Source organism: Desulfovibrio sp. JC022 (assembly GCF_010470665.1).
GTDB lineage: Bacteria > Desulfobacterota > Desulfovibrionia > Desulfovibrionales > Desulfovibrionaceae > Maridesulfovibrio.
The window spans coordinates 64,039-78,186 of sequence record NZ_VOPZ01000004.1 but is presented as its reverse complement, the minus strand read 5'-3'; the positions used below and the strand labels follow the sequence as shown (position 1 = coordinate 78,186).

Here is a 14,148-nt window from a genome sequence, read left to right as displayed (position 1 = left end):
CCGGAATCTCTGTAAGATTCCGGGCTTGATTATCTTTTATTGTCTGCTGGAATTAAATTTCAAAGAGCATTTCAAGGTCGTCACGGGTGAGCGACTTGAGTGCAGACTGACCGGGAATAATGGCGTCTGCAACGCTTTTTTTCATTTCCTGCAAGCCGAGGATCTTTTCCTCAACAGTATTCTGACAAATCATCTTGTATGCGAATACCTGACGTTTCTGGCCGATACGGTGGGTTCGGTCAGTGGCCTGATTTTCTACAGCCGGGTTCCACCATGGATCGTAGTGGATAACGTAGTCAGCTGAGGTCAGGTTCAGTCCGGTACCACCAGCCTTCAGTGAAATCAGGAAGATGGGGATGTCCGGGCTGTCGTTGAATTTGTCCACCTGCTCGAAGCGGTCCTTGCTGGAGCCGTCGAGGTAGGTGAAGGGGATGTCCTTAATGGTCAGCCATGAACGTATCACGTGCAGCATCTGTACGAACTGGGAGAAGACCAGAACCTTGTGTCCGCCTTCGACAATATCAAAGATGAGGTCTTTGAAGGCGTCGAATTTACCTGAAGGCAGGTTGGTGGACAGGCCGGGCATATCCAGTTTGAGCAGGCGCGGGTGACAGCAGATCTGGCGCAGTTTGAGCAGTGCGTCGAGGATGGACATCTGGCTTTTGGCCATGCCTTTTTCATCCACATCCCTGAGCACCTGATCTTTGAGCCGCTTGGCAAGGGCTGTGTACAGTTCCCGCTGTTCCTCGATGAGTTCGCAATAATGGACGGTCTCAATCTTGGGCGGCAGGTCCTTGGCCACTTCGGATTTGGTACGGCGCAGGATGAACGGTTTTACCCTTGTGCGCAGGTAGTTGAGGGTCTCTTCATCGCCATCCTTGATGGGTTTGACGATTCCCCGCTGGAACGCATGCTGTGAACTGAGGAAACCGGGCATGAGGAACTCGAACAGGGACCAGAGCTCAAAGAGGTTGTTCTCAATGGGCGTACCGGACAGACAGAGACGCATGTCACTTTTGAGCTTGCGTACTGATTTGGCGGTGATGGTGTTCGGGTTCTTGATGTTCTGGGCTTCGTCAAGAATCACGGAAGTATATTCGTGCTTGAGCAGCTCTTCAAGGTCCCGGCGCAGCAATGCGTAAGTGGTGATTACGATTGTGGAATCCGGTATTCTCTTGAACAGGTCTTCGCGCCTTGAACCGTAAATGGTCAAAAGCGGCAGGTGCGGGCAGAATTTCTGTGCTTCGCGCTCCCAGTTGGGCATAACTGAAGTGGGGACGATAATCAGGTTCGGCCCGGTAATGCCCCGTTCATGCAGGGAGAGGATGAAGGACAGGGTCTGGATGGTTTTACCGAGACCCATTTCATCCGCAAGGATGCCGCCGAATTTATAGTCGCGCAGAAAGTTAAGGTAACTGAGTCCCTGAACCTGATAGGGGCGCAGGGTTGCGTTTAGTGCCTTGGGCTGATCAAGCATTTTGATTTCGTCGAAGTTGTGTATTTTTTCACGCAACTTAACGAATTGTTCATCGGTCTTGGTGTCCGGGAGATCCTCGATGATCTTATCCAGCACAGGGGTTTCATACTGCTCGAACTGCTGGCGTGGAGGCTGCTCGGGATCGTACCCCAGAGCCTTGAGCTTGTGGCTGAGTTTTTTGAGCCACGATTCGGGCAGGCTTGTGTAGGAGCCGTCTTTGAGCTGAACGTAACGTTTGCCCTGACTCCATGCTTCCCAGATTTTATCAATGGGAACACGCTGGTCATCGTACTCAACATTAATGTCGAGATTGAACCACTTGTTGTCTTCGTCGGTTTCAACTTCAGCAACAATCTGCGGAGAAGTGAGCCTTACCTTGTAACGGGTCAGGTTCTTTTCGCCGTAAATTCTGTATGCTTCAACCAGCTGCGGATAGTGGTCCAGCAGGAAGGTGATGGCAGCTTCCTGTTCCATGAACCAGATGGAGTTGTTACGCGGCTGGAAACCCATGTCGCGAAGCTCTGCGAAAAGCTGGGCTTCCTCGTCCTGTGCGCGGCGTACAAGGTAGGATTTTTCTCCGTCCTTATAGCTTCCGGTTTGCAGGTCGGGGTTGGGTTCGCCCATGGAGATTTCCCCGTGCTCAGTATCATAAGTATTGTCGACCCTGATGGTCAGGAGCGATCCTTCCTCATTGAGGTAGAGCTTGGGATTGAATGTCGCCGGTACAAAGAACGGCTGCATTTTCTCAAGGAATTCTTCATGATCGTGCAGATCGGAAACCGGAATCTGGGTCCAGACGCGATCAAGGAATTCCGGAATATCCGCAGGCGGGATAATCGGGTTCTGGATGCGCATTTCCTGTACCAGCTTGGGCGCAAGTGTGGTCTGGACCGGGTAGAATCCCTGTTTCCAGTATACCCACAGCGGCAGCCTTCCATAGAAAAATACTTCATCGTCATCCATGATGGAGAAAGGCGGTTTGCCTTCATCCGAAAGCAGGATGTCGAAACGCAAACCTTCCTCGGAAAGTTCCGGGGAAAGTCTGAGCTGCATGGTTCTGCTTTCAATACGGATGGGAATATCCGTATCGCGCAGGAACATGTAGTATTCGTCTTTGATGGCAGTAAAGAACCACGCATGCAGTCCGGCGGGAATCTCCACCCGGTGTCCGCGGTAATCGAGATAATGCCCGATCTGTTCGGCAACATGCGGTAAGCTGGGGGAGGTTTCGCTCCATTCCGGCTTTTCGATTACATTTTGCAGCTCTATTTCGTTCTGCACCTGAGAGAGGCCGGATTTATTCTGCCGGGCCCGGAAAAAGGCCACCTGCAATCTTTCCGGCTCAGGGTACATGCGGTAGATAATATAATGTTTGCCTGCTTCCGGTTCCAGCTCAGTGGCAAAGAAAGAACGGAAATTCTGGCGCCAGTCAGCTTGCTTCTGACTTTCAGCTTTCTCTTCTTCTGAATCAAGAGAAAGGAGCAATTTTAATGCGGCAGCAGCCACGTGTTTGCACACTCCGGAAAAAGATTCCGGGCAATTGCAGTAGTGGTTGATGCTTTCTTCTGCCAGATTAAGACCCAGCTCAGAAGAGTAAATTTGAAAATCATCGCCTTGGATGGAGGCGTCTATATCCCAGTATCTTTCGCGTTTCTTGAGATCAAGCTTCTGGACCCCGTCAGAGCTGACAATAGTACGGGCACCTTCCAGAATGTATTCCGGAACGGTCCCTGAGACGAATGATTTGAGAATTGATTTTACTACAGCTTCTTCATTTTGAGACATGATGATGTTTTCCCCAGAACTGTAACTTTCCTTAGTTAATTATATCTAATATGAAATAAATGTCTTGTTATACAAAATAATTGCGTTCAAAACGCTTCCGCTGAATCCGTAAAGTAAAAAACTATTCCGGTCAATCTGTAACGCTGGGTTACTTGGCTTTTACTCCACAATAGTCCATACTGAATATATTATCAATGTAGTTGGCTTAATGGAAGATTTTTATTCTAAAAAATAAGGTTAGCATGAACAGATTGATTTCAGCCTTTATGATTATGTCCTGTCTGGCTTTGCTCCCGGCCTGCGGTCCGGAAGAGGGGGCTGACAATTCAAAGCAGGTTGCGGCTGCTGTGGCAGTCAAAAAAGCTGCCGAATCCAAGCCGGTTAATGGCGGCAGGTTCAGGGAACCTTCGATTGCCGAACCCCTGTGCCTTATTTCAACTTTGTCTTCAGATTCTGCAAGCCATTCGGTCGCCAGTAAGATATTCGTTTCTCCGCTTAAATACAACAAAGATATTGAACTTGTTCCATACGCGGCTGAATCTTTCGAGGTATTGGAAGGCGGTAAGCTGTTCAAGTTCAAATTGCGTGAGGATATCCGGTGGTTTGACGGTCAGCCCCTGACGGCTGAGGACGTTGAGTTTACATACCAGCTGATGATTGATCCCAATACGCCCACAGCTTATGCCGGGGATTTTAAGAATGTCAAAGAGTTCAAAAGGACCGGGAAATATACTTTCGAGGTCCGTTACGATAAGGTTTTTGCCCGTTCCCTGATAACATGGGCTTCGGACATTCTGCCCAAACATGTTCTTGAAGGTGAAGACCTGAATACCACCAAGTACAGGCGCAATCCTGTAGGGGCGGGGCCGTATAAACTTAAGGAATGGGTATCCGGGCGCAGGCTGGTTCTTGAAGCCAACGAGGATTATTTTGAAGGACGCCCTTATATTGATGAACTGGTCTACCGGATTATTCCTGATCTCTCCACTCAGTTTCTGGAATTAAAGAGCGGCAGCCTTGATACTATGGGTTTGACCCCGCAGCAGTATTCCTTTCAGACTCAAGGGGGAAACTGGGACCGTGATTTTCAGAAATTTAAATATTTATCTTTTTCCTACGACTATTTAGGTTTTAACATGGAAAGTCCCTTTTTTAAGGATGTGCGGGTCCGCCGGGCAATTAATTATGCAATTGACAAAGAAGAGATTGTTAAAGGCGTGTTGCTTGGAATGGGCTATCCGGCCATGGGGCCTTACAAGCCGGGAACATGGGTCTATAATGACAAACTAAAACCTTACGGATATCAGCCGGAGAAAGCAAAGCAACTGCTCAAGGAAGCGGGCTGGTGGGATAGTGACGGAGACGCAGTAATTGACCGTGAAGGTAAGCCGTTTTCATTTACTATTATTACTAATCAGGGAAATTCCTTGCGTATTAAGGCTGCAACAATTATTCAGAATCGTTTGAAGGGGATCGGAATTGAAGTTAAGATCAGGACTGTGGAGTGGGCGGCTTTTCTTAAAGATTTTATTTTAAAGGGCCGTTTTGATGCAACTCTTCTCAGTTGGAATATTTTACAAGATCCTGATAGTTATACAGTCTGGCATTCATCCAAAGCCGTTGCCGGCGGGCTGAATTTCATCAAGTACAAGAACAGCGAACTTGACGAGCTGCTTGAAAAGGGGCGTTCCACTCTGGACCAGAAGGAGCGCAAGGTTATTTATGACCGCATTCAGGAGATAATGCATGAAGAGCAGCCCTACTGTTTCCTTTATGTGCCCATGTCCCTGCCTATTTTCAGCAGTAGAATCAAGGGATTGAAAGTGGAGCCCGCAGGGCTGGGTTATAATGCCAACGAGTGGTGGATTCCTGCACCGTTACAGAAGAAACCGAGTTTACAGCAGTAATTATGATACGCATTAACGAAATCACTGACGTTGTCAGTTCCTATATTGATGATCCTGATCTGGACCTGATCCAGAGGGCTTACGTTTTTTCCGCAAGAGCACATGAGGGGCAGGTGCGTCTTTCCGGCGAACCTTACCTTGCCCATCCGCTGCACGTTGCCAAGATTCTGGCTGACATGCGTCTTGATGAGCCTACTGTCGCCGCAGGGCTGCTGCATGATACAGTCGAAGATACCGACACCACCATTGATGAAATCGCCGATCTTTTCGGGGAAGAGGTGGCTGATATTGTTGACGGTGTGACCAAGATCAGCATGATGGATTTTGAATCCAAGGCCATCGCCAAGGCTGAGAATATCCGTAAGATGATTCTGGCCATGGCTGAGGATATCCGTGTACTCATGGTTAAACTTGCCGACCGTCTGCATAACATGCGTACCCTTGATTTCCAGAAGAATTACAAGCAGCTGCTTATTGCGCAGGAAACCATGGACATTTATTCCCCCCTTGCCAACAGGCTGGGGCTGTACATGGTTAAGCGTGATCTTGAAGATCTCTGTCTTTTTTATCTTAAGCCTGATGTTTATCAGGATATTACCGACGGGCTGGAACGCCAGCATACCATCGGCAAAGAATATGTGGATAATGTCATCGGGCTGTTGAACGGGATCCTTGATAACAACGAGCTTAAGGGAACCATTTACGGGCGTACCAAGCATAAATACAGCATCCATAAGAAGATGCAGCGTCAGAATCTGAGTCTTGATCAGGTTCATGATATTATCGCTTTCCGGGTAATCGTGGATTCTGTGAAGGACTGTTATTCCGTGCTCGGTCTGGTCCATTCCATGTGGAAGCCGGTATCCGGTAAATTCAAGGACTATATTTCCATTCCTAAAGCCAACATGTACCAGTCCCTGCACACCACGGTTATCGGACCGGAAGGGGAGCGCATCGAGATCCAGATCAGGACCGAAGAGATGCAGCAGGTGGCGGAATACGGTGTTGCCGCCCATTGGCAGTACAAAGAATCCGGTAAAAGCGATGCCAAGCAGAACCGTGATGCCGAACGTTTTTCATGGCTGCGTCAGATCATGGATTGGCAGCGGGAACTTGAAGATCCCCGCGAGTTCATGGCTTCGCTCCGTTTCGATCTTTTCAACGACGAGGTCTATGTTTTTACTCCGGCAGGGGAGATTAAAGAGCTGCCCGATGGTGCCACCCCGGTTGATTTTGCTTATTCTATTCATACCGAGGTCGGTAACCACTGCACCGGGGCCAAAGTCAACGGGCGTATGGTCCAGCTTAACTCTGTGCTTAAAAACGGTGATACCATTGAGGTCTTTACAGATAAGAAGCGCAAGCCCAGCCGCGACTGGCTTAAGTTTGTAAAAACAGCCAAGGCCCGGACCCGCATTAAGCATTATATCCGGACTGAGGAGCGGACCCGCTCTATTATCCTTGCCAAGGAAATGCTTGAGAAGGAAGGCCGCCGCATGAATCTTAATGTGGCTAAGGCTATGAAAGACGGTTACTTCGTCATGCTTGCCGATGAGTTCAATTTCGGTCACGTGGATGACCTGCTTTCCAATATCGGCTACTCAAGGATTACCCCGCGCAAGGTTCTGGGGCGTCTTTATGCTGTTATCAATGAAATTGAAGGTACTGAAGAAGAGCACAAACCGGAACAGCATCATGAGGCCGAAGAAGACAAGAGCAAGGGCGCGGCAAGTTCCATTGATATTGAAGGTGTGGACAATGTCCTGATTCGCTTTGCGGGTTGCTGTACTCCGCTTCCGGGTGAGCCTATCATCGGTTACATCAGCCGTGGGCGTGGGGTGGTTATCCATTCTGCAACCTGTCCCAATATCAAGAATCTTGAAGAAGAAAGGCTGCTCAATGTTTCATGGACCGGAGGTCAGGAAGAATCCCAGCATCCGGCTCAGATCCGCATCCGTTGCCGTAACAGCAAAGGTATGCTGGCAAAAATCTGTACCGTGCTTACAGAGATGGATGTGAATATTGATTCCGGTGAATTCAAGTCTGATCTTGATGGGAGTTCCGTGTTGGAATTCACCGTGGAAGTCACCGACCTCGGGCATCTGCACCGTTCTTTGAACAAGCTTAAGACCATTGAGAATGTGCTGGAAGCGACACGATTGAGCTGATTTCGCCGGCGGCTTAAACCCTTTTGCAAAAGGGTTCAAGAATCCCAAAACCTTCTATTAAGGCTTCGCCTATTTCAACAAAAAAAATCCCGCTGAACTGAGTTCTGCGGGATTTTTTTGTCTGAATTATATTTCTTCAAGAATATTTTCGGTGGGCAGTACCTCAATGGGATGCGGGCTGTATAATTCAGACCAGACGAAGTTGTGGTGTTTGATAATCGTTTCAGCGTCAAGGTAAGGCTTGTCTGCTGTGGTGTGTGCGTCGGAAGCTACAATCACTTTGTAGCCCATGCTTGAGGCCTGTCTGACGGTGGAGTCGATGCAGAAATCCGTGCAGCATCCGGTGATGATTAACTCGTCTGCATCTGCGTCAGTTAATTTTTCTGCAAGATCAGTGTTGCAGAATGAATCGCAGCAGGTCTTTTCAACTCTTATATCTGTCTTCCTGAAATCCAGTTCATCCAGTATTTGCCATCCTTCGGAGTTTATCGAGAGTTCATCTTCATCGCTGTTATGACGAATAAATATTAACGGAATTTTTGTTTCCCGTGCTTTTTCTATAAGCAAATTTATCCTGCTGATTACCCCGTCTGCGTCATAGCGGTTTCCCGCAGCAAACAATGCTTTCTGCATATCAATGACCAGTAATGCTTTCATGTTGATTTCCTGTCGGTTCGGCCGTTTGAGGATTTAATCGTGAGATTCTTAGGTTATTTTTAAATAAATGGGAAGTCTTGTGTCTTGTTGTTTACTTAACTCATTTTAATTACAGCTGAAATTTGCAAACAGAAATTTTAAACGCTTCTTTTAAACAAAGTTTTTAAACAAACGTTTGACTTTATGTGAAGCAGTGTTTAATTCTCAAATCAGAAAGAATGAGAAATTCTCAATTGAGAGGTTTAAATATGACGGTTCATCCTAAAGGAAAAACAAACAAGGCCCGTGGCGAAGAGACCCGCGAGAAGCTTATTGAAGTAGGTCTGCGGCTTTTTGCCATGAACGGATTCAACGGCGTGAGCATGCGCAGTCTTGCTTCTGAAGCGGAAGTTAATCTGGCTACTGTCGGTTATCATTTCGGCGGTAAACAGGGTCTTTACGAAGCTGTATTAAAGGAGATCATCCGCTTTCGCGATGAATTCATGCCCAGCGTAGATGTCACTCAGGAGCAGGTTGAACGCTATAAAGCAGGTGAAATATCCAAGGAAGAGATGGTGGCCTGGTTTTTTCGTTCTCATATGGAGGGAATTCTCGCTGATCCGATCACCATTTGGGGAATCATGCTCATCAACCGTGAAATGGCCGCCCCCAGCGAAGTTTATCCCATGTTGGATAAAGAGTTTTTTGAACCGGCTATAAATGCCCAGAATATCTTGCTTGAGGCCGCTATGCCCGAAGGAACGACCCACACTGAAATTATGGCAGTGGGTACCGCATTTATCGGCATGGTGCTTAAGTTTGTGAGGGCCAAGGCTTTTACTGACCGGGTGGGCTGGGATGAAATGACCCCGGAGCGAATTGAAGAACTTATAGAAATCCTGTCCAGAAGGGTTGTGGCGTTTATCTGCTGTTAAGGGGATATTATAATGAAAAGATTAATAATTATTTCAATGTTGGTACTCGGTTTTGCCTTAACCGGGTGCAAGGAAAAGCCCGCTCCGGTGCAGGAGATTCTGCGTCCGGTAAAGACCATGCAGGTCGGAGAAGGAGTTTCCGGCAGGCTGTGGGTTTTCTCCGGTACTGCCGAGGATGCTTTGCAGTCCGACCTATCCTTTCGCGTGGGCGGAAAGATAACTTCTTTTCCCGGTGACCAGATTGGCCGTAAATTCCGTGCCGGTGAGGTTATTGCCCGCCTTGATCCTGCTGATTACGAGCTTGAGGTTCGTCAGGCTGAGTCTAATCTGGAGCAGGTCCGCGCAAATTATGTTCGTGCCAAGGCAGACGTAAAGCGTGTCAGCCAGCTTTTCGAGCGCAAGGTTGTTTCCAAGTCCGAGCTTGATCAGTCTGATGCGGATTTTAAATCATATCAAGCCCAGCTTAACGCTTCAGCTAAGAAACTTGATATTGCCCGCAAACGTCTGCGCTATACCACACTCAAGGCTCCCTTTGACGGCTGGGTCGGTGCGGTTGCCGTGAATGTGCACCAGAACGTGCAGTCCGGCCAGAAGGTTATCGGCTTTAATGCCGGTAAACAGATGAAGATGTATATATCCCTGCCTGATACGCTTATTTCATCGGTCAGAGAGGGTGAGAACGTTCAGGTTACTTTTGATGCCCTGCCCGGAAAGGTAATGAAGGGCGTGATCATGGAAGTGGGTATCGGAACCAACGAAGGTTCTTCATACCCGGTCAAGGTGTATCTTGATAATTCCGAGAAACTTGTCCGCAGCGGTATGTCCGGAAATGTGAGATTTGCGGGCCGCTCTGCCGGTACCAATGTAAATATTTTTGTGGCTCCTTCGGCAATTGTGGGCAACCCCGACGGTAGCAAGCATGTCTGGATTGTTGAAGATGGTTCGGTGGTCAAGCGTCGTGATGTTGAAGTTGGGAATATTTCATCCAAGGGCGTTCTGATCAAAAATGGCCTTAAGTCCGGAGAAGTTGTTGTCACCCGTGGTGTCCATTCCCTTAAGGACGGTTTGAAGGTCCGCAATGTCGGGGGGCTGTCGTGAACCTTGCCAGATGGTGCATAGAAAACAACAGGACTTCCATTGCGCTTTTTGTGCTGATTGCCTTTGCGGGTGTTTCCACCTTTTTCAGTATTGCAAAATCTGAAGATCCTGATTTTACAATTCGTACCGCAGTAATCAGCACGGTTTTTCCCGGTGCTTCCCCGCAAAGGGTGGAGGAACTGGTTACTGATAAGCTGGAAGAAAAGATCAGGGAAATCGACGTGATCAAAAACGTCAAATCCCAATCCATGACCGGTCTTTCGATTATTGAAGTCGAATTTCAGGAAAATCAGAAAGATATGACTCCCATCTGGCAGCGTCTGCGCAACAAGGTGCTTGATGCCAAGAAGACTCTGCCTGCCGAAGCTTACGAGCCTGTGGTCAACGATGAGTTCGGGGATGTGTTCGGCATTGTGGTCGCCTTAACCGGGGATGGATTCAGCTATCGTGAGCTGAAAGACGTTGCCGACTATACCCGTGATGAACTGCTTTCCATTTCCAGTGTAGGTAAAGTTGACCGTTGGGGGTTGCAGGATGAGCGGGTTTTTGTTGATTTTTCCAATTCGCGCATGGCTGCGGCGGGGATTACTCCCTTTGCGCTGGCCCAGATGCTCAGTCAGCAGAATATGATCCGCCCCAGTGGTTCGGCTAAAGTTGGACCGGAGCGTATTTATATTGAGCCTACCGGGGAATTCAAATCCGTTGATGACATCAGGGATATGTCCTTGCGCATTGAGGGTATGAAATCTTCGCTAAAACTTTCCGATGTAACCAAGATTACCCGAGGTTTTGCCGATCCTCCGGGGGTCATGGCCCGTTACGATGGTGAACCGTGCATCATGTTGGCTATTTCCATGGCCGACGGCAACAACATTATGGAAGTTGGTGAACTGGTTTCCGCCAAGCTGGAAGAACTTTCTAAAGATCTTTACCACGGTATGGAATACAACGTGGTTGTCTATCAGCCGGATTACGTTGATACCGCTGTTACCGACTTTATGATCAACCTGCTTGAGTCATTTATATTTGTAGTTATTGTCATTTTGGTTTTCGCAGGATTTAAAACCGGGCTTGTAGCCGGTTCGCTGGTGCCTATGGCCATGCTTGCCTGTCTCGGTTTGATGCCCCTTTTCGATGTTGAGTTACAGCGTATTTCTATTGCATCGCTGATTATTGCCCTTGGTATTCTGGTTGATAACGGGGTTGTTGTTTCAGAGGCTATCCTTGTACGCCTTGCTTCCGGTGAGGAGCGGCTGAAGGCTGTTGTGGGAGCGGTTTCAGAATTGTGGATGCCGCTTCTGGCTGCCTCGCTGACTACCGTTTTTGCTTTCCTGCCTATTCCGCTGGCAGAAAATGCTACGGGTGAATATTGTTTTTCCCTGTTTGTGGTGGTCAGTCTGACGCTGCTTTGTTCATGGGGGCTGTCCATGTCCATGGTGCCCATGCTTTGCTATTACGTGCTTAAACCCAAGGTTGTGATCCAGACATTTTCCAGCCGCATGTATCGCATTTATCGGGCTATGTTGCTATTTTGTCTGCGCCACCGCCCCAGCTTTCTTGCGGTAGTGCTTATCGGTTGCATGGCTGCTTTCTGGGGATTCCAGTTTGTGCCCAAGATGTTCTTTCCACCCAACGAGCGAGCCCAGTTCACCATTGATTTCTGGCAACCGTTCGGAACTGATATTACTGCCACTGCGGATGAGGTCGGCAAGCTGGAGCAATTCCTGCTCGCTGATGAAGGTGTGGATAGTGTGGGAACTTTTATCGGGCACGGTGGGCCGCGCTGGTATCTGCCGCTCAACCTTGAGCAGCGCAACGACAACCTTGCTACCTTTGTGGTTAATACCAAGAGCGTTGAAGCTACCGACGAAGTTATTGAGCGTACCCGCATGGAACTTAAATCTGAGTTTCCCGATGCAGACTTCAGTCTTAAGAAACTGATGAACGGTCCTCCGGTGGGTGCTCCGGTGCAGATCCGTATTTCCGGTCCGGATCAAAGAACTTTATATAATCTGCGAGACAAAGTTGTTGCGCTGCTGGATAAGACGCCCGGCGTAGCCCGTGTCTGGGATGACTGGGGACAGTGGACCAAGAAAATGGAAGTGAACGTGGATCAGGACAAGGCCCGTCAGGCCGGATTGACCAGTTCCGATGTTGCCCTCAGTCTGCAATCCAGCATGAGCGGTTATCAGGCTTCCAACTATCGCGACGGGGATACCAATATTCCCATTATGTTGCGGACCGAGGGAGATTTTCGTAACCGTCTGGATAAGCTGGAAAGTTTGAATGTTTATTCCTATCAGGCCCAGAAAAATGTTCCACTCAGTCAGATTGCATCATCCGAACTGGTCTGGCAGCCTTCTGACATTCGCCGCAGAGACCAGACCCGGACCATGACTGTTAAAGCCGATCTCTTTGGCGGTTATTTTGCTATGCAGACCCTTGATGCGGTGCGTCCTGAAATTAATAAATTGATGCAGTCTCCTAACTGGCCTGTGGGTTATTCCGTGGCCTACGGCGGTGAGTTTGAAAAGAGCCAGGAAAGTCAGGAAGCTATTAATGCCAACATGCCCCTTGCCATGGGACTGTTGGTGCTGGTGCTTATTTTCCAGTTTAACTCCTTCAGGCGTCCGCTGATTATTCTGCTGACCCTGCCGCCCATGATGTGCGGTATTACGCCGGGAATGATTCTGACTAATTCGCCCTTCGGATTCATGCCCATGCTGGGAATGATCAGTCTGCTGGGGATTATCGTTAATAACGCCATCATGCTCATTGACCGCATTGAAATTCTGCGCGGGCGGGGACTGACGCTGGATAACTCCATCGTACTGGCCTCTCTTGAACGTGCAAGGCCGATCATTATGACTGCGACTACCACCATCATCGGTATGGTTCCGCTTTCATTGCAGGGTGGGGAAATGTGGCGGCCCATGGCTAACTGCATCATGTCCGGTCTTATGTTTGCCACCGTGCTGACTCTGATCCTTTGCCCGGTCCTCTATTCACTTTTTTTTAAACAGGGTTTCAAAAAATATGAGTGGAATCAGGCTGTGGTTGAACAGGGTAGAGATGTGTAGATAAAATAGAATAAAACATAAAAAAATCCCGCAATTCTCAATGAATTGCGGGATTTTTTTGGATCAGAATAGTATTACAGATCTTCAAGAATCTTCTGGATACCGTCCACCAGACGTTTAGGGGTGGAAGCTCCGGCGGTGAGGCCGATTTTTTTCATATCCTTGAGGTCCTCAAGGGGTAGCTCATCGGCGATCTCAACGTGGGTGCATTTGGTGCCAGCGGTTTCCACCACCTGTACCAGGCGGCGGGTGTTTCCGGAAATGCGACCGCCTACGACAATCATGTGGTCCACTTCTTCGGAAAGGGAAATGGCCTCATCCTGACGCTGGCGGGTGGCGTCGCAGATTGTTTTCAGGGTTACGAAATCAAGTCCTTTGCTTTTAAGGTAGTTGATGCAGTCTTCGTATATGACGCGGTCTTGAGTAGTCTGAGCCGCAAGACAGTATTTCTGTTTTGGGTCAAGATCGATGTCCTGAAGTTCTTCAAGGGAGTCGAAAAGGTGCGGTCCTGCGGGACCGTAGCTGAGCAGACCTTTTACTTCCGGGTGGCTGTCTTCGCCGTAAAGAAGCAGCACACGGTCATCTTCGGTATTACGCTGGATGAGCAGCTGTGCCTTTTTGACTTTTGGGCAGGTGGCGTCAATGACGTTTACCCCGCGTTGGCGCAAGTCATCTTCCACTGCTTTGGGTATTCCATGGGCACGGATTACTACGTAGGCACCATCAGGGACATCTTCCGGGGTCTTGGCGGTGAATACACCTTGCTTTTCATAATCTTCAAGAACCTGCGGATTGTGGATAATCGGCCCTAAAATGTATATTTTTCTGTCTTCGTCTTTCTCGATGAGGGAATCCAGTTTGTTAAGGGCAAGATCAACGCCCATGCAGAACCCGGCTGTTTTAGCCCTGATAACTTCTACCATTTAAGGCCTCCATATATTTTGCGGCACAGGCCGCATAATTTCGATTTGGTATAACTTTTTTATATTACATTTCATTGTTTCATTTGGCAATGGTCCCGTTTTGACGTGAACTTGGCTATAACCCATTGACCATAGGGGG

Annotated in this window: 8 protein-coding genes; 5 read left to right on the top strand and 3 right to left on the bottom strand. The window is 48.5% G+C overall.

Annotation, left to right across the window (positions count from 1 at the left end):
* Positions 1-52 precede the first annotated feature (52 nt).
* Entirely contained in the window at positions 53-3,262 is a 3,210-nt protein-coding gene (locus tag FMS18_RS07425) for a DEAD/DEAH box helicase (protein WP_163293123.1), read from the bottom strand.
* A 242-nt stretch (positions 3,263-3,504) separates the two neighbouring features.
* Between FMS18_RS07425 and FMS18_RS07420 the strand changes: the two genes are divergently transcribed.
* On the top strand, positions 3,505-5,169 hold the full coding sequence (locus tag FMS18_RS07420; RefSeq protein ID WP_163293122.1) for a peptide-binding protein: 1,665 nt from the start codon (positions 3,505-3,507) through the stop codon (positions 5,167-5,169).
* A 2-nt stretch (positions 5,170-5,171) separates the two neighbouring features.
* Positions 5,172-7,337, top strand: a complete 2,166-nt coding sequence (locus FMS18_RS07415; RefSeq protein WP_163293121.1) for a bifunctional (p)ppGpp synthetase/guanosine-3',5'-bis(diphosphate) 3'-pyrophosphohydrolase — start codon at positions 5,172-5,174, stop codon at positions 7,335-7,337.
* Between the two features lie 126 nt (positions 7,338-7,463).
* On the opposite strand, the gene FMS18_RS07410 is transcribed toward FMS18_RS07415, so the two are convergent.
* Complete coding sequence (locus FMS18_RS07410; protein WP_163293120.1) at positions 7,464-7,994, bottom strand: cysteine hydrolase family protein; 531 nt, start codon at positions 7,992-7,994, stop codon at positions 7,464-7,466.
* Positions 7,995-8,242: 248 nt separating this feature from the next.
* Between FMS18_RS07410 and FMS18_RS07405 the strand changes: the two genes are divergently transcribed.
* Genes FMS18_RS07405 through FMS18_RS07395 form a run of 3 tightly spaced genes read left to right on the top strand, consistent with a single transcriptional unit; the run spans position 8,243 to position 13,086 of the window.
* Entirely contained in the window at positions 8,243-8,908 is a 666-nt protein-coding gene (locus tag FMS18_RS07405; protein WP_163293119.1) for a CerR family C-terminal domain-containing protein, read from the top strand.
* Between the two features lie 12 nt (positions 8,909-8,920).
* Positions 8,921-10,006: an efflux RND transporter periplasmic adaptor subunit gene (locus FMS18_RS07400; RefSeq protein WP_163293118.1), complete on the top strand. Its 1,086-nt coding sequence runs from the start codon at positions 8,921-8,923 to the stop codon at positions 10,004-10,006.
* Complete coding sequence (locus tag FMS18_RS07395) at positions 10,003-13,086, top strand: efflux RND transporter permease subunit (protein WP_163293117.1); 3,084 nt, start codon at positions 10,003-10,005, stop codon at positions 13,084-13,086. Before FMS18_RS07400 ends, FMS18_RS07395 begins: the two co-directional genes overlap by 4 nt.
* 74 nt (positions 13,087-13,160) lie before the next feature.
* On the opposite strand, the gene ispH is transcribed toward FMS18_RS07395, so the two are convergent.
* Positions 13,161-14,009 (bottom strand): 4-hydroxy-3-methylbut-2-enyl diphosphate reductase, encoded by an 849-nt coding sequence (ispH, locus tag FMS18_RS07390; RefSeq protein WP_163293116.1) that lies wholly within the window; start codon positions 14,007-14,009, stop codon positions 13,161-13,163.
* Between the last annotated feature and the right edge of the window lie 139 nt (positions 14,010-14,148).